The organism is Cyanobium sp. CH-040, assembly GCF_024346135.1.
In the GTDB taxonomy this organism is placed as follows: domain Bacteria; phylum Cyanobacteriota; class Cyanobacteriia; order PCC-6307; family Cyanobiaceae; genus NIES-981.
The window spans coordinates 35,943-49,534 of the sequence record NZ_JAGQCJ010000005.1 but is presented as its reverse complement, the minus strand read 5'-3'; the positions used below and the strand labels follow the sequence as shown (position 1 = coordinate 49,534).

Sequence of the window (13,592 nt, the reverse complement as noted above, 5' to 3'; positions counted from 1 at the left end):
TATGGTTCGGCGCTTCCTCACCCCGACGTGCCCGACCCCTTCCGACTGCTGGAGGTGCTGGTGCTGCTCACGGCCCTGGTTGGCTTCCTGGGGCTGATCTGGCGCCAGAACCTGTTCCTGCGCGCCCTGGCCCTGGATGTGATGGGCACCGGCGCCATCTCGCTGTTCGTGCTGGTGGCCTCGCGCAGCGGCCTGCGCACGCCGATCCTCGACCGCGACGAACTGATCCGCGCCGCCTCGCCCGATCTGGCCTGGGCCGACCCCATCCCCCAGGCCGTGATCCTCACCGCCATCGTCATCGGCCTGTCCATCCAGGCTCTGCTGCTGGTCACCATCGCCCGCCTGTCGCGTCTCGATCCCCTGCTCGAGACCACCAGCTTCGAGCGGCTGCTGCTCGAGTCATCCGTGCCGGCTTCGTCCGGGCGCCGCTCCTGATGGCGATCACAGCCCTCACCCTGGCGATCGCCTGGCTGCTGCTCCCCTTTCTGGCCGCGTTCAGCGCCGCCCTGCTGCCCCGCCTGGCCCGCCCCCTGGCCCTGGTGTGCGTGCTCACCACCCTGGCCTGGGGCGTCTGGGCCAGCCAACCCGGCCGCCAGGTGCTGTTCGAGCTGATCGGCAGCCTGGGGGTGCAGCTGCAGCTCGACGGCGTGGCGGCCCCGTTTCTGCTGCTCAACGGCCTGGTGGTGCTGGGCGTGCTGGTGGACAGCTGGCGCCAGCCGCCGCCGGGCCCCTTCCTGCTGCTGCTGATGGTGCTGCTGGGGGGCCTCAACTCCGCCTTCCTGGCCACCGATCTGGTGAGCCTCTACGTGGCGCTCGAGGTGGTGGGCATCACCGCCTTTCTGCTCATCCTGCAGAGCCGGGAACCCCGCCAGCTCTGGGTCGCCCTGCGCTACCTGCTGGTGGGCAACGGCGTGATGACGCTGTTCCTGATCGGCACCGGGCTCCTCTATCTCTATACGGGCAGTTTCCGGCTGCAGTCGCTGCAGCAGCTGCCTCCGGGCAGCACCACCCTGGCGGTGGGTCTGGCCCTGGTGATGCTGGGCCTGCTCACCAAGGCCGGCCTGTTCCTCAGCGGCCTCTGGCTGCCCCAGACCCATGCCGAGGCTCCGGCCCCGGTGTCGGCCCTGCTCTCCGGGGTGGTGGTGGCCGGCGGGATCTGCCCGCTGCTGCGCCTGGCGCTGCTGCTGCCTGCCCAGCAACCGGTGTTCACATGGGTGGGCCTGGCCAGTGTGCTGCTGGGCCAGGTCTATGCCCTCGGCGATGGTGATCTCAAGCGCCTGCTGGCCTGGAGCACCCTCTCCCAGATGGGCTTCGCCCTGCTCAATCCCGCCGCCGGCGGACTGTTCGTGCTCGGCCATGGCGTCGCCAAGGGCGCCCTCTTCCTGGTGGCCGGCAAGGTGCCCAGCCGCGATCTCTCGCTCTGGGGCCGTCACCCCCTGGTGCCGGCCCTGGGGCTGCCCCTGCTGGTGGGTGCCCTCTCGATCGCCGGGGCGCCGCCGCTGCTGGGCTACTACACCAAGGCCGCCCTGGAAGTGCTGCCGCCCACCGGCATCCCCGGTCTGCCGCTGCATCTGCTGGGCTGGCTGCTGCCCCTGCTGATGGTGGGCACGGCGGCGGTCTACGCCCGCATCTGCTGGCTGCCCCTGGGCGCCGGCCGGCAGGTGCAGGCGCCGGGGGGGCTGCTGCTCGCCCTGCTGCTGCTGCTGGTGGGCCTGCTGGCGCCGTGGCTCCCCGGTGGCTCGCCGTTCCCCGGCCCCGCGGCCCTGGGCAAGGGGCTGGCGGTGCTCGCCGCCGGGGCCGGGGTGGAGGCCCTGCGGCGCGCTCTGGCCAGCCCGATGACAGCCCTCGGGCTCCGCCAGCGGCTGCGGCTGCCCAACCTCGAGCGCCTGGTCGACCTGCTCGGTGCCCTGGCGGTGGTGGGGGCCGGTCTGCAGCTGCTGCTGCTGCGCCTGCAGCCCCTCAGCGCCGAACTGCTCGCAGCGGAGGCCCCATGTCTCGGTTGATCCTGATCGCCCTGCGCATGCTGATCTGGTTGCTGCTCACCGCCGACCCCGATGAGCTCAATGTGGTCATCGGGCTGGCGGTGTCCCTGGCACTGCCGCTCCCCAGGCGCGTGCGCTCGCTCACACCGGCGCAGCTCTGGCGTGCCCTCGCCGCCAGCCTGGCGGCCGTGCCCCAGGCCTACGGCGAGGCGGTGCAGCTGCTGCTGCATCGCAAGCTGGAGGAGAGCGTGCTGCACGACGAGCCGGTGCTGCCCAGCGGCCGTCCCTCCAGCGTGCTGGTGTTCCTGGATGTGTTCCGCATCACCCTCACGCCGTTCACGATCGCCCTGGGGCTCGACGACGGCGGCCGCAGCTACCGCGTGCACCACCTGGTTTTCGAGGAGGACCGGCGATGAGCGGGCTGCTGTTCGGGATGGTGCTGGCGGTGCTGCTGGAGATCCTGGTGGTGTGCCGCCGCACCGACGTGTGGCACCGCCTGGCGGCCTTCGCCAGCGTGTCCACCAAGGTGGGGATGGTGATGCTGGTGGTGTCGGTGGTGCGTGACGACTGGATGGTGGGTCTGGTGGGGGTGATCGTCCTCAGCGTCGGCAACGGCTCGGTGATGCTCCTGGCCAACCTGCTGCAGGGGGTGGAGCGATGATCCCCGCCCTTGCCGCCGGCTTCTCCGGGCTCGCCCAGATCGCCAGTGCGCTGCTGCTGCTGCTCGGGCTGGTGTTCTGGATCGCCGGCAGCTGGCCCCTGCTCGGTCGCGGCAGCTACCTCACCAAGCTCCACTACCTGGGGATCTCCGACACCCTCGGCTCGGCGCTGATGCTGCTCGGCCTCCTGCTGCGCTTCCAGCGCGAATGGCCGCTGCTGCTGCTGGCGCTGCTGTCGCTGGTGGTGTGGAACACGATCTTCGGCTACGTGCTGGCGGCCTGTTCCCAGGCGGCCCGCCGCTTCCCTCCCGCCCCATGACCAGCACCCTCGCCACCGACCTGCCCCTGCTGCTGCCGATCACGGCCCTGCTGCCGCTCACGGCGATCCTGGTGGTGGCGCAGTCGAACCCCTACCAGACCCTGGTGCTGCGCGGCATCCTGGGCGCCGTGGCCGCTCTGATCTACGCCCTGCTGGGGGCGGCCGACGTGGCTCTCACCGAGGCCCTGGTGGGCACGCTGCTCTCGACCACCCTCTACGCGGTGGCCCTGCGCTCCTCGATGGTGCTGCGTCTCGCCTGGCCCGCCGGCAGCCCGCCGCTGCCCTCCGAGCGCCGGCGCCAGCTGGAGGGCTGGCTTGATCAGCTCAGCCTGCGGCTGGAACTGGTGCAGGACGTGGAGCTGCAGGGCCTCCACGGACTGCTCGAGTGGCAGCCCGATGCGGCCGTGCTGCAGGTGCGTCTCCACAGCCCCCGGCTGCTGCAGCGCCTCGCCGCCCTGCCCCGCCAGGGCGGCTGGGGCGACCTGCTGGACGTCCTGCAGCTGCTGCCGGCCGCGTCCGCGCCGATCCAGGAGGCGGGGGTGTGAGATACGTCTACGCCCCGGCGGCGCTGCTGCTGTTCCTGATTCCCCTCACCGTGGCACTGCCGACCCTCCCCGACGTCGGCGGCACCGTGGATGCGCTGCTGGAGGCCGGGCGGGTGCCCAATCTGGTGTCCACCGTGATCCTCTACACCCGCCTCTACGACACGGTGGCTGAGGTGGTGGTGTTCACCCTGGCCTCGATCGGCGTGCGCTGGATCTTCAGCGGTGACCCCCTGCAGCGCCGCATCCTCGTCGTTCAGGACGCCCCTTCCGTGGTGCTCTGCCAGCTGGGCGCCACGGTGTGCGCCCTGGTGGCGGTGGAACTGGCCCTGCGCGGCCATCTCTCCCCGGGCGGCGGCTTCGCGGCGGGGGTGGCGGGCGGCACGGCCATCGGCCTGCTGCTGATCAGCGGCTCGCTGCGCATGGTGGACCGCTTCTACAACCGCTACCGCGCCGACCTCTGGGAGAAGGGCGCGGTGGTGCTGTTCCTGCTGCTGGCCTTCCTCAGCCTCGAAGGCCTGGGTCCGGCGATGCAGGGCCGCTACGGGGCGATCGCCAGCGGTGGCTGGATCCCCCTGCTGAACATGCTGGTGGCGGTGAAGGTCACCCTGGGCTCCTGGGCGATGGTGCAGCTGCTGGTGCGGTACCGGGGCCTGTTCTGAGCTCGGTTCCCCGCTGATCCCTGCGCTGAGGCGGCACGGGAAGAGTTGCTCGATGACCGCGAGCCTGCCCTCGTGGCCTCCCTCTCGGGCACCATCTCCCGGCAGCCGGGATCCCGTCGTGCCCATGGCGCCAGGCGCATCCATCCGGCCGCCTGTCCTGCTGGCCCAGTGGCTGAAGCGATCCCTGCCGCCGATCACGACAAGGCGCCCGTGGGCATGAAAAGAGCGCCCCCGGGGTTCCCCTTGCGGGGAGCCTGAGGGCGCGTTCTCGTTTGCTCAGCAGACCTGGCTTGCTCCAGGAGGCCTGCGTTGCTCAGGAGGCCTGGGGGGCGAGCTCCTGGCGGTTGCCGATCACCAGACGCAGCAGGATCGGCGCCAGGAAGGTGGTGCCGATCACCATCAGCAGGATGGCCGCCTCCAGGGCGGGGGTGAGGATGCCGGCCTGGGTGCCGAGGCCCAGGAAGATCAGACCCACCTCGCCGCGGGGCATCATCCCCAGGCCCACCACCAGGCGGTTGGTGGGCTCCTTGCTGGTGTAGGTCCAGCCCGCCGACACCTTGCCGGCCACCGCCACCACCAGCAGGAACACCGCCACGATCAGCCCCTCCCGGTTGGCGGGATCGAAGGGGTTGAGCACCGACAGATCCATGCCGGTGCCGATCAGCACGAAGAACACCGTGGCGAACAGGGCCACCAGCGGCTTCACCGCCGTGTCGATGTCGTGGGTGTGCTTGGAGGCGCTGAGGATCAGGCCGGCGGCGAAGGCGCCGAGCGCGGCCTCCAGACCGATGGCCTGGGCGGCGAAGCAGCTGAGCGTGAGCACCACGAAGCTGGCCACGGCCACGTCGCCGGGCGCCTTGAGACGGTCCACAACCCAGTCGAAGGCCGGGGCGGCGGTGCGGCTGAGGAACAGGGCGGCCGCCACGAACACCACGGCGGCGGCGCAGAGCTTGAGGATCGGACCGATGGTGAAGGCTCCGCCGCCGGCCAGGCTCACCACCACCGCCAGGATCACGATGCCGAGGATGTCGTCGAGCACCGCGGCGCCGATCACGATCTGGCCCTCCTTGCGCTTCAGCCACTGCAGTTCGCCGAACACGCTGGCGGTGATGCCGATCGAGGTGGCGGTCATGGCCGCCCCGGCGAACACCGCCGGAATCAGGGGCACATGGAAGAGGTAGTAGAGGCCTGCGGTGCCGAGGGCGAAGGGCACCACCACCCCGGTCACGGCCACCGTGGTGGCCTGCAGGCCCACCGCCACCAGTTCATCGAGCTCGCTCTCCAGGCCCGTCAGGAACAGCAGGGCGAAGAGCCCGAGCTGCGACACCGCCTGCAGGCTGGGGAAGGTTTCCCGGTAGACGTCCACGACCGTCTCCGCCGGCACGTCGGCCAGGGAGCCCACCAGGTTGAGCACGGCGCCGCTGAGCTGGGTCTGGGCATCGGGCGGCATCACCAGATGCAGGCCGGAGGCGCCGATCAGCACGCCGGCGACGAGTTCGCCCAGGATCGTGGGCAGCTGCAGGCGCACCATCAGCTCGGCGATGGCGCGGGCCGCCACGAAGATCACCAGGAAGCGGCCGACTCCGATCAGGGTTTCGGCCACCTCCAGCTGATGACTGCCGATCTCCAGCAGCAGTGGGGGGACGGGGAGCATCAACGGGATCCATGCAGCGAGGGCAACCGTATGTAGTTCCGCCGGCACACGCTTTGGTTCATCCGCGCCCCCGGGATGAAAAGGGCTGCTGATGGCACCCATCAGCCTCCTTGATCGGTGGCCGCGGGTTCAGGGGTTGCAGAACGGACAGTGACCGGGATCGGCGGCCTCCAGCCCATCCCGGCGCGGCCGCCGTTCGCTGTGGCCGCAGTGCTGGCACCCCCAGCGCTCGTGGGCGGTGAGCTGGGTGGCGGTGCCGCACCAGCTGCAGGGGAGCCCGGGTTCGGTGTCCTGCAGCCCCCAGCCCGGAGCCCGGCAGGCAGGACAGGGGCTGCGCAGCCGCCGCACCAGCGCCAGCCCGAGGCGGCGGATCGAGCGCATGCGCGTGGGGTTGAGATGGGCGCGCATGTCCGTCTCCAGCCACACCTCGCCCCTGGCGTCGGCGCGGCGGCAGGCCGCCAGGGCTTCCCGCAGCTCCGCGGCAGCCGAGATCCCCTTGTGGATGGGCTGGCGCGATCCGCCGGCGGGGCGGGCGATCACGGCATGGCGAGGGAACCCCACCTGCCCCAGCCATGCCGCCGGGTCCTCCCCAGGCCCGAGCCGCCGGTGGCTGTAGTTGGTGCGCCACTCGGTGCGCCGCTCCAGCACGCTCAGGTTGCGCTCCAGGTCCACGAACAGCAGCAGCTCCTGCCCCACCGCCAGCAGCGGCACGGAGGGGTGGGGGCCGAAGCTGCCCTCGCTGGCCAGGCCGAGCCGCAGGCCGCTGGCCTCCAGGCCCAGCAGGGCCTTGCGCCGGCAGGTGCTCAGGGCATCGCCGGCACGCTCCACCTCGCCGCTGAAGGTGCCCAGCCGGTCGGTGTCGCAGCCCTGCACGGCAAGGCTGGCGCCCAGGCCGAGGCGGAAGGGCAGGGCGAGGGCTCGCTCCTTGCCGTGGCGGGTGGTGAGGCAGATCCGCTCACCCGCGTAGGGGACCGCTGCCGCCCCTGCCCCGGCCATCAGGGGTCCACGCCCATGCCGGTGCGGTCGCCGCGCAGCCCCCGCTGGCGCAGCTCCTCCTCGAACGTGCGGGCCAGGTGAGCCTCCGGGGCATGCCGTTCGACCTGGGCGAGCATCAGCAGACTGCGCAGGCCCAGCCAGCCCAGGGCCAGGACGATCAGCAGGCTCACGGCCGGCACCATTAGTCAACGAATCATGGCTGGAAGGCGGCTCTGCTGGGGCTGCGCGGTCCAAGACGGACATCACGCGGTTAAGGTTCCGGGCCAACCTCCGCCTGTAGCGATGACCACAGCATCGGCGCCGCCACCGCGTCCGGGCCTGCGCCTGCTGAACCACATCAGCACCAACAACATCAAGGGGGATCTGTTCGGCGGGGTGACCGCCGCGATCGTGGCCCTGCCCCTGGCCCTGGCCTTCGGTGTGGCCTCCGGGGCCGGAGCCGCCGCCGGTCTCTGGGGCGCGGTGCTGGTGGGTCTGTTCGCCGCCCTGTTCGGCGGCACCCCCACCCTGATCTCCGAGCCCACCGGCCCGATGACGGTGGTGATGACGGCGGTGATCGCCCAGCTCACCGCCCGCAATCCCGAGAACGGGCTGGCGATGGCCTTCACCGTGGTGATGCTGGCCGGCGTGCTGCAGATCGCCTTCGGCCTGCTGAAGCTGGGCCGCTACATCACCCAGATGCCCTACACGGTGATCTCGGGCTTCATGAGCGGGATCGGCTTCATCCTGATCATCCTGCAGATCGGCCCCTTCCTGGGTCAGGCGATTCCCAGGGGCGGGGTGATGGGCACCCTGCGGGCGCTGCCCGATCTGGTGCAGGGGGCCCGGCCCACCGAGGTGATCCTGGCGCTGATCACCCTGGCGATTCTCTGGTTCACGCCCCGCAAGGTGCGCACCGTCATTCCCGCCCAGCTGATCGCCCTGGTGATCGGCACGCTGCTCTCGCTCACCCTGCTGAACATGCCGGGCGACGCGGGCAGCGAAGGCATCCGCCGCATCGGCGAGATCGCCTCGGGTTTCCCGCAGCTGCGGCTCCCTTTCTTCCAGGCGGATGACCTGCGGCTGATGCTCGTCGACGCCGTCGTGCTGGGGATGCTGGGCTGCATCGACGCGCTGCTCACGGCTGTGATCGCCGACAGCATCACCCGCACCGAGCACGACTCCAACAAGGAACTGATCGGCCAGGGCCTGGGCAACCTGGTGTCCGGCCTGTTCGGCGGCATCGCCGGCGCCGGCGCCACCATGGGCACGGTGGTGAACATCCAGGCCGGGGGCCGCAGCGCCCTCTCGGGCATCAGCCGTGCCCTGATCCTGATGGTGGTGATCCTCGCCGGGGGCCGGCTGGCGGCCCAGATTCCCCAGGCCGTGCTCGCCGGCATCGCCCTCAAGGTGGGCGTCGACATCGTCGACTGGGGCTTCATCAAGCGCGCCCATCGCATCTCACTCAGCGGCGCCCTGATCATGTACCTGGTGATCGGCCTCACCGTGCTGGTGGACCTGATCGTCGCTGTGGGCGTTGGGGTGTTCATCGCCAACATCCTCACCATCGACAAGATGAGTGCCCTGCAGTCCCGTTCCGTGAAGTCGATCAGCACCGGCGACGGTGATCTGATGCTCCCGGATGAGGAGAAGGCCCTGCTCGACAAGGGCCGGGGACAGGTGCTGCTCTTCCAGCTCAACGGCGCCATGATCTTCGGCGTGGCCAAGGCCATCGCCCGGGAGCACAACGCCATCGGCGACTGCAGGGCGGTGATCTTCGACCTCTCCGAGGTGTCGCATCTGGGGGTCACCGCCGCCCTGGCCGTGGAGAACGCGGTGGAGGAGGCGATCGAGAAGGGCCGGGACGTGTTCGTGGTCGGCGCTGCCGACACCACCAGGCGCCGCCTGGAGAAGCTGGGGCTCTACGCCAAGCTCCCGGCCGAACGCACCAGCCTCAGCCGCCGTGAGGCACTGGAGCAGGCCGTGGGTGCCCTCTCCTGAGACGCCCGGTCGGGCGCGGCGGCGCTGCCCCGGAGCCCCGGCATCGCCGGGGCTTTTTTCATGCCCGGCCTGGGTCCAGGCACCGTCGTGCCTGGACCACTCCCGGAGGGATTCCACTGCGCGGCAATGCTCGACTGGGCCATCAATCAGCTGCACTGATCACCACGATTTGAGCTTCTGGTTGTGACCCAGGCCCGGAAATCACCCACCTGGAGCCCAAAGTCCGTACCGTTTGCCGACCCTTTCCAGACATCCCTCCGATGCCTGCGCCACAGAAGCGCCCCACCGGCGGCTGCGACGCACTCACCCAGCACATGGGCGCCATCCGCCGCATCCCATTGCTGACCCCGGATGAAGAGATCACCCTGGCTCGCCTCGTTCAGGCCGGCCGCCAGGCTCAGGAGGTTTCAGAGGAATTGAAACTGCGCGCCGGCGGGGTAGCGCCCAGCCTGGAGACCTGGGCCCTCGAAGCCGGCATGGGCGTGCGGCAGCTGCAGCGCTGCCTGCGGCAGGCCAACCAGGCCCGCAGCCGCATGGTGGTGGCCAACCTGCGCCTGGTGGTGGGCATGGCCCGCCGCTACATGCACCGCCCGGCCGACCTGGAGGACCTGATCCAGGAAGGCACCATCGGCCTGATCCGTGCCGTGGAGCGCTTCGATCCCAGCCGCGGCTACCGCTTCTCCACCTACGCCACCTGGTGGATCCGCGACGGCATCACCAGCGCCCTGGTGAGCAAGGGGCGCACCATCCGGCTGCCCTCCACCATGGTGAGCCAGCTGCACCGCCTGCGGCAGGCCCAGCAGAGCCTCGGCCAGCAGCTTGGGAGAGATCCCAGCCTCGCGGAACTGGCCGACGCCACCGGCCTCAAGCCCCTGGACATCCGCGAGGTGCTGTTCAGGGCCCAGGAGCCCCTCAGTCTCGATGGTGCGCAGAGGCAGGACAGCGAGCAACGGCTGGTGGACACACTGCCCTGCGAGTCGAGCAGGCCCCAGGACCTGGTGGCCTCCACGCTGATGCGGCAGGACATCCGCAAACTCCTGCAGCAGCTGCCCGCCCAGGAAGCCGAGTTGCTGCGCTGGCGCTACGGCATCGATGGCCAGGAGGCCCTGAACCTGAGCGCCACGGCCCGCCAGATGGGGATCACCCGTGACACGGCCCGGGGCCTGGAGCGGCGTGCCAATGCCTCGATCCGGCGCCTCTCCACCCCCTTCGTTGACTATCTGGAAGCCTGAGTCGCACACCGGCACGACGACATCAGGGCGGTCCATGGGGGCCGCCTTTTTCATGCCTGATTCCAGCGTGTGACAACTGAACATCCTGGTGTAGTCGGAGAACATCTGATTCGCGGTGCGCTGTGCTGGTCGACCCAGCTCATAGAACACCCCCCTACAGTTCTGTGGTCACAATCTGAGGTGTATCGGCTCCCTGTTCTGGGGTTGCATCACAGTCCTTTTTTGTCCCCCCGTCGCATCCTGCAGCCATGCTTCTTTCCATGCCAGACCGATGCTTGCAACTCTCTCTTGGTGCCGGGCAGCCTGTTCCGGCAACCGTGAGCTGGCGTCTTGAGGCCGGCTATCTGCGAGCCTCCAGCTGGACCGATCAGGCGGAGATCTTCACGGTTGGCATCTGGGGACCCGGGGAATCGGTGATTCCTGAGTTGCTCACCATGCAACCGGTGGAGCTGAGTGCGTTGTCTTCCGTGCGCGTCAGTGAGTGGCTGCCAGACCAGGGCGAACGGCATTCCTTCTCCATCGCCCACCTCCAGCAGATGTCGATGCTGCTGCAGCTGAGCCGGATCAGACCGGCGGATGTGCGGCTGTTCAACCTGCTGATGTGGCTGGGCAGGCGCTTCGGTGATGACTCGCCGAAGGGTGTGCGTGTGCCGCTCGAAGAGATGAACCTCACCCATCGCCAGATGGCTGAGATCGTCTCCATGTCGCGGGTCACGGTGACCAAGACTCTCGGTCAGTTTCGCCAGCAGGGCTGGTTGATCAAGGAGGGATCGAGTGACCTGCTGGCCCGCAGTGCCATCTCCTCAATCCTGGAGGCCGCGCCCTAGGCATCTCCCGCTGATGTTGGGGCTGGCTGGCTGTGCTCTGATCGCACTGATCAGGGATCCGAATCATCTCTCTGCTCATGGATTAGATGGCCTTTCTATGCTGAGCTCAGCGCAGCCATGCCGATGAGCACCACACCCATCAGCGCACCATCAGCGCCCGGTCACGACGCCGGCACCGCCCATGCTTCCCGTCCTGCGGAAGCATCCTTTCCCTGGTATCAGGTGTTTCGCAGGCCTCAAATTGTCCAATCTCTGGAGGCTGTGCAGGATTTCATCGCCGTTTCCCTGTGCATGGGGCTGTTCTGTGTGATGGCGCTGCAGCTCAAGTCGATCTTCTCGTCGCTGCTTTCGCAACCCCAGTTCCATGCCATCACCGCCGACATCCTGTTCATCCTGATTCTGGTTGAGCTGTTCAGGCTGCTGATCATCTACCTGCAGGAACAGCGCGTCTCGATCGGCGTGTCCGTCGAGATCGCCATCGTCTCCGTTCTCCGGGAGGTCATCGTCAACGGCGTTCTCGAAACCGCCTGGCAGCAGATGATCGCGGTCTGCCTGTTCCTGGCCACCGCGGCGCTGCTGATGGTGGTCCGGGTCTGGCTGCCGCCCACCTTCGAGGGGGTGGACCCGGAATCCCAGGTGTCGGCCCGCATGCGGCGTGATCTCCCCCGGGAGTAGGGCCGCCGCCCCCGCCGATCCCCTTCGGCGGATCTCGCCCCACCCTCTGAGCGCGCTCCCTACACTCCGGCGCGCCTCACCATCGCCAGTACAACTAGAGGATCAAAGTGGCCGAATTTCTCACGCTCTTTCTCAAGCAAGTCCAATCGCCAACATTGGGTTTTCTGATCGGTGGCATCGTCGTCGCCTCGTTGGGAAGCCAGCTGGCCATTCCAGATTCCATTTACAGATTCATCAGCTTCTTCCTGCTGATGAAGATCGGGCTCACGGGTGGAATCGCCATTCGCAATTCCAACTTCTCCGAAATCCTGCTGCCGGCGCTCGCGGCTGTGCTGCTGGGCATCGTGATCGTGTTCATCAGCCGGTACACCTTGGCGAAATTGCCAGGCATCACGGTGCCGGATGCCGTCGCCACGGGTGGTCTGTTCGGTGCGGTGAGCGGCTCCACGCTGGCGGCGGTGCTGCCCCAGCTGGATTCCGCCAAGATCCCCTACGAGGCCTGGACTGCAGCCCTCTATCCGTTCATGGACATCCCGGCCCTGGTGACGGCGATCGTGGTGGCCAGCCTCTACATCACCAAGCAGACCGGCAAAACCTCCGAGAACGTCGAGATCTGGCCGATCATCAAGGAGAGCCTGCAGAGCTCCGCTGTCACCGCGCTGCTCCTGGGTGTGGCGCTCGGCATCCTCACCAAGCCCGAGCCGGTGTACGAGAGCTTCTTTGATCCCCTGTTCCGTGGCTTCCTCTCCGTGCTGATGATCATCATGGGCATGGAGGCCGCCCAGCGCATGAACGAGCTGCGCAAGGTTGCCCAGTGGTTTGCCATCTATGCCTTCATCGCCCCCATCCTTCATGGCTTCCTGGCCTTCGGCCTTGGCCTGATCATTCACAAGCTCACCGGCTTCAGCATCGGTGGCGCGGTGGTGCTGGCCGTGATCGCCGCGTCCAGCTCGGACATCTCCGGTCCCCCGACCCTCCGTGCCGGCATTCCCTCGGCCAATCCCTCGGCCTACATCGGCGCCTCCACGGCCATCGGTACACCCGTGGCGATTGCCGTGTGCATCCCGCTGTTCATCGGGATTGCTGAAGTGATGCTGGGACGTTAAAACCATCCAACAACTCCTAATCAGAGGTCAAAACCATGAGTCAACAGATCTGGAAGCTGGTGATCGTTGCGGAGGAAATTCTCTCCAAGAAACTGATCAAGCTGATCAAGGCTGCCGGCGCCACCGGTTACACCGTGAATGCGGCGGGCGGGGAAGGCAGTCGCAATGTACGCTCCACCGGGGAGCCGAGCGTTTCCCACACCCTCGCCAATGTGAAAATCGAGGTGCTCACAGGCACCCGCGAACTGGCCGACACGATCACCCGTGAGATCGAGGCCAAGTATTATGCGGACTTCTCGATCATCACCTACATCTACCCGGTGGAAGCGCTGCGCGATCACAAGTTCTGACGTGGTCTGTGGCCTGACGCCGTGAACCGCCCTGCTGGCCTGCTGCCCCTGCAGTCCGGTGCCTGGTCTTCCCCGATCTGCTGCCCGTCCATGCTTTTCTGCATGGGCGGGCCTTGCCTTTGCTTGCTTCGCTTCCAGATTCACCATCTCTGCCATGAAATTTCTCAGTGACGATCACTTTCTGGCTGGGGTGCACAGCTACGAGCGTCAGCTGGCCAAGCTCCTGGCGCTGCTGCTCGCTCTTGTGATCGGCCTGGCGACGCTTCAGTTGCTGGCGGACAGTGGTATCAAGCTGTTCACCCTGCAGGCCAACTGGTTCGATGGCAGCCTCATCAAGCTGCTGGATCGTCTGCTGCTGATCTTCATCGCTCTGGAGGTGATGCAGAACATCACCGCCTACCTGCGCGATCAGGTTGTGCAGATCGAACTGGTGCTGCTCACCGCCCTCACCGCCGTGGCCCGGAAGGTGATCGTGCTGCCACCCGGCACGGAGCAGAAGCCCCAGCTGATGGCGGGCTTCGGCCTGATCGCGGTGGGTCTGGCCGCTGCCTACTGGCTGGTGCTGGCGGCCCGCCGCGGCTCCAGCGCCACCCCCGAGTCCTGAACCG

Annotated in this window: 17 protein-coding genes; 14 read left to right on the top strand and 3 right to left on the bottom strand. The window is 68.2% G+C overall.

Features of this window, described 5'->3' with window-relative positions; all coding sequences use genetic code 11:
- The first annotated feature begins 27 nt into the window (after window positions 1-27).
- The 7 genes from KBY90_RS06345 to KBY90_RS06315 are packed head-to-tail and all read left to right on the top strand — an operon-like array spanning window position 28 to window position 4,164.
- Window positions 28-435 (top strand): cation:proton antiporter subunit C, encoded by a 408-nt coding sequence (locus KBY90_RS06345; protein WP_254967666.1) that lies wholly within the window; start codon window positions 28-30, stop codon window positions 433-435.
- Window positions 435-2,003 carry a proton-conducting transporter membrane subunit gene (locus KBY90_RS06340; RefSeq protein WP_254967665.1) on the top strand — a complete coding sequence of 523 codons (1,569 nt, stop codon included), beginning with the start codon at window positions 435-437 and terminating at the stop codon, window positions 2,001-2,003. The genes KBY90_RS06345 and KBY90_RS06340 overlap by 1 nt, the downstream gene beginning before the upstream one ends.
- A complete protein-coding gene (locus tag KBY90_RS06335) occupies window positions 1,991-2,398 on the top strand; it encodes a Na+/H+ antiporter subunit E (RefSeq protein WP_254967664.1) in 408 nt (135 codons plus the stop codon). The genes KBY90_RS06340 and KBY90_RS06335 overlap by 13 nt, the downstream gene beginning before the upstream one ends.
- Window positions 2,395-2,643, top strand: coding sequence for a hypothetical protein (locus tag KBY90_RS06330; protein ID WP_254967663.1), 249 nt, complete (start codon window positions 2,395-2,397; stop codon window positions 2,641-2,643). The genes KBY90_RS06335 and KBY90_RS06330 overlap by 4 nt, the downstream gene beginning before the upstream one ends.
- The gene (locus KBY90_RS06325; protein WP_254967662.1) at window positions 2,640-2,960 is read left to right on the top strand and encodes a monovalent cation/H(+) antiporter subunit G; all 321 of its coding nucleotides are present in this window, start codon (window positions 2,640-2,642) and stop codon (window positions 2,958-2,960) included. The genes KBY90_RS06330 and KBY90_RS06325 overlap by 4 nt, the downstream gene beginning before the upstream one ends.
- Window positions 2,957-3,505, top strand: coding sequence for a hydrogenase subunit MbhD domain-containing protein (locus KBY90_RS06320; protein ID WP_254967661.1), 549 nt, complete (start codon window positions 2,957-2,959; stop codon window positions 3,503-3,505). Before KBY90_RS06325 ends, KBY90_RS06320 begins: the two co-directional genes overlap by 4 nt.
- Window positions 3,502-4,164: an MnhB domain-containing protein gene (locus tag KBY90_RS06315; protein WP_254967660.1), complete on the top strand. Its 663-nt coding sequence runs from the start codon at window positions 3,502-3,504 to the stop codon at window positions 4,162-4,164. Before KBY90_RS06320 ends, KBY90_RS06315 begins: the two co-directional genes overlap by 4 nt.
- 313 nt (window positions 4,165-4,477) lie before the next feature.
- On the opposite strand, the gene KBY90_RS06310 is transcribed toward KBY90_RS06315, so the two are convergent.
- From KBY90_RS06310 to KBY90_RS06300, 3 genes are all read right to left on the bottom strand, one after another.
- Window positions 4,478-5,818, bottom strand: coding sequence for a cation:proton antiporter (locus KBY90_RS06310; protein WP_254967658.1), 1,341 nt, complete (start codon window positions 5,816-5,818; stop codon window positions 4,478-4,480).
- 129 nt (window positions 5,819-5,947) lie between these two features.
- Window positions 5,948-6,814, bottom strand: a complete 867-nt coding sequence (locus KBY90_RS06305) for a DUF6671 family protein (RefSeq protein WP_254967656.1) — start codon at window positions 6,812-6,814, stop codon at window positions 5,948-5,950.
- Complete coding sequence (locus KBY90_RS06300) at window positions 6,814-6,984, bottom strand: hypothetical protein (RefSeq protein ID WP_254967654.1); 171 nt, start codon at window positions 6,982-6,984, stop codon at window positions 6,814-6,816. Before KBY90_RS06300 ends, KBY90_RS06305 begins: the two co-directional genes overlap by 1 nt.
- Window positions 6,985-7,096: 112 nt before the next feature.
- On the opposite strand from KBY90_RS06300, the gene KBY90_RS06295 reads away from it, so the two are divergent.
- From KBY90_RS06295 to KBY90_RS06265, 7 genes are all read left to right on the top strand, one after another.
- The gene (locus KBY90_RS06295) at window positions 7,097-8,794 is read left to right on the top strand and encodes a SulP family inorganic anion transporter (RefSeq protein WP_254967653.1); all 1,698 of its coding nucleotides are present in this window, start codon (window positions 7,097-7,099) and stop codon (window positions 8,792-8,794) included.
- A 260-nt stretch (window positions 8,795-9,054) separates the two neighbouring features.
- A complete protein-coding gene (locus KBY90_RS06290; RefSeq protein WP_254967652.1) occupies window positions 9,055-10,026 on the top strand; it encodes a sigma-70 family RNA polymerase sigma factor in 972 nt (323 codons plus the stop codon).
- A gap of 248 nt (window positions 10,027-10,274) precedes the next feature.
- Window positions 10,275-10,853: a Crp/Fnr family transcriptional regulator gene (locus KBY90_RS06285; RefSeq protein WP_254967651.1), complete on the top strand. Its 579-nt coding sequence runs from the start codon at window positions 10,275-10,277 to the stop codon at window positions 10,851-10,853.
- Window positions 10,854-11,162: 309 nt separating this feature from the next.
- Window positions 11,163-11,528, top strand: a complete 366-nt coding sequence (locus tag KBY90_RS06280) for a phosphate-starvation-inducible PsiE family protein (protein ID WP_396122546.1) — start codon at window positions 11,163-11,165, stop codon at window positions 11,526-11,528.
- Window positions 11,529-11,635: 107 nt separating this feature from the next.
- Window positions 11,636-12,634 (top strand): sodium-dependent bicarbonate transport family permease, encoded by a 999-nt coding sequence (locus tag KBY90_RS06275; RefSeq protein ID WP_254967649.1) that lies wholly within the window; start codon window positions 11,636-11,638, stop codon window positions 12,632-12,634.
- A gap of 35 nt (window positions 12,635-12,669) precedes the next feature.
- The gene (locus tag KBY90_RS06270; protein WP_254967647.1) at window positions 12,670-12,984 is read left to right on the top strand and encodes a P-II family nitrogen regulator; all 315 of its coding nucleotides are present in this window, start codon (window positions 12,670-12,672) and stop codon (window positions 12,982-12,984) included.
- A gap of 154 nt (window positions 12,985-13,138) precedes the next feature.
- Complete coding sequence (locus tag KBY90_RS06265; RefSeq protein ID WP_254967639.1) at window positions 13,139-13,588, top strand: phosphate-starvation-inducible PsiE family protein; 450 nt, start codon at window positions 13,139-13,141, stop codon at window positions 13,586-13,588.
- Window positions 13,589-13,592: the final 4 nt, after the last annotated feature.

Excerpts from the sequence above, each read along its gene's own strand:
- KBY90_RS06340 (WP_254967665.1), top strand. The coding sequence starts at position 435 with ATGGCGATCACAGCCCTCACCCTGGCGATCGCCTGGCTGCTGCTCCCC.
- KBY90_RS06335 (WP_254967664.1), top strand. The coding sequence starts at position 1,991 with ATGTCTCGGTTGATCCTGATCGCCCTGCGCATGCTGATCTGGTTGCTG.
- KBY90_RS06330 (WP_254967663.1), top strand. The coding sequence starts at position 2,395 with ATGAGCGGGCTGCTGTTCGGGATGGTGCTGGCGGTGCTGCTGGAGATC.
- KBY90_RS06325 (WP_254967662.1), top strand. The coding sequence starts at position 2,640 with ATGATCCCCGCCCTTGCCGCCGGCTTCTCCGGGCTCGCCCAGATCGCC.
- KBY90_RS06320 (WP_254967661.1), top strand. The coding sequence starts at position 2,957 with ATGACCAGCACCCTCGCCACCGACCTGCCCCTGCTGCTGCCGATCACG.
- KBY90_RS06310 (WP_254967658.1), bottom strand. The coding sequence starts at position 5,818 with ATGCTCCCCGTCCCCCCACTGCTGCTGGAGATCGGCAGTCATCAGCTG.
- KBY90_RS06305 (WP_254967656.1), bottom strand. The coding sequence starts at position 6,814 with ATGGCCGGGGCAGGGGCGGCAGCGGTCCCCTACGCGGGTGAGCGGATC.
- KBY90_RS06295 (WP_254967653.1), top strand. The coding sequence starts at position 7,097 with ATGACCACAGCATCGGCGCCGCCACCGCGTCCGGGCCTGCGCCTGCTG.
- KBY90_RS06290 (WP_254967652.1), top strand. The coding sequence starts at position 9,055 with ATGCCTGCGCCACAGAAGCGCCCCACCGGCGGCTGCGACGCACTCACC.
- KBY90_RS06285 (WP_254967651.1), top strand. The coding sequence starts at position 10,275 with ATGCTTCTTTCCATGCCAGACCGATGCTTGCAACTCTCTCTTGGTGCC.
- KBY90_RS06280 (WP_396122546.1), top strand. The coding sequence starts at position 11,163 with ATGGCGCTGCAGCTCAAGTCGATCTTCTCGTCGCTGCTTTCGCAACCC.
- KBY90_RS06270 (WP_254967647.1), top strand. The coding sequence starts at position 12,670 with ATGAGTCAACAGATCTGGAAGCTGGTGATCGTTGCGGAGGAAATTCTC.
- KBY90_RS06265 (WP_254967639.1), top strand. The coding sequence starts at position 13,139 with ATGAAATTTCTCAGTGACGATCACTTTCTGGCTGGGGTGCACAGCTAC.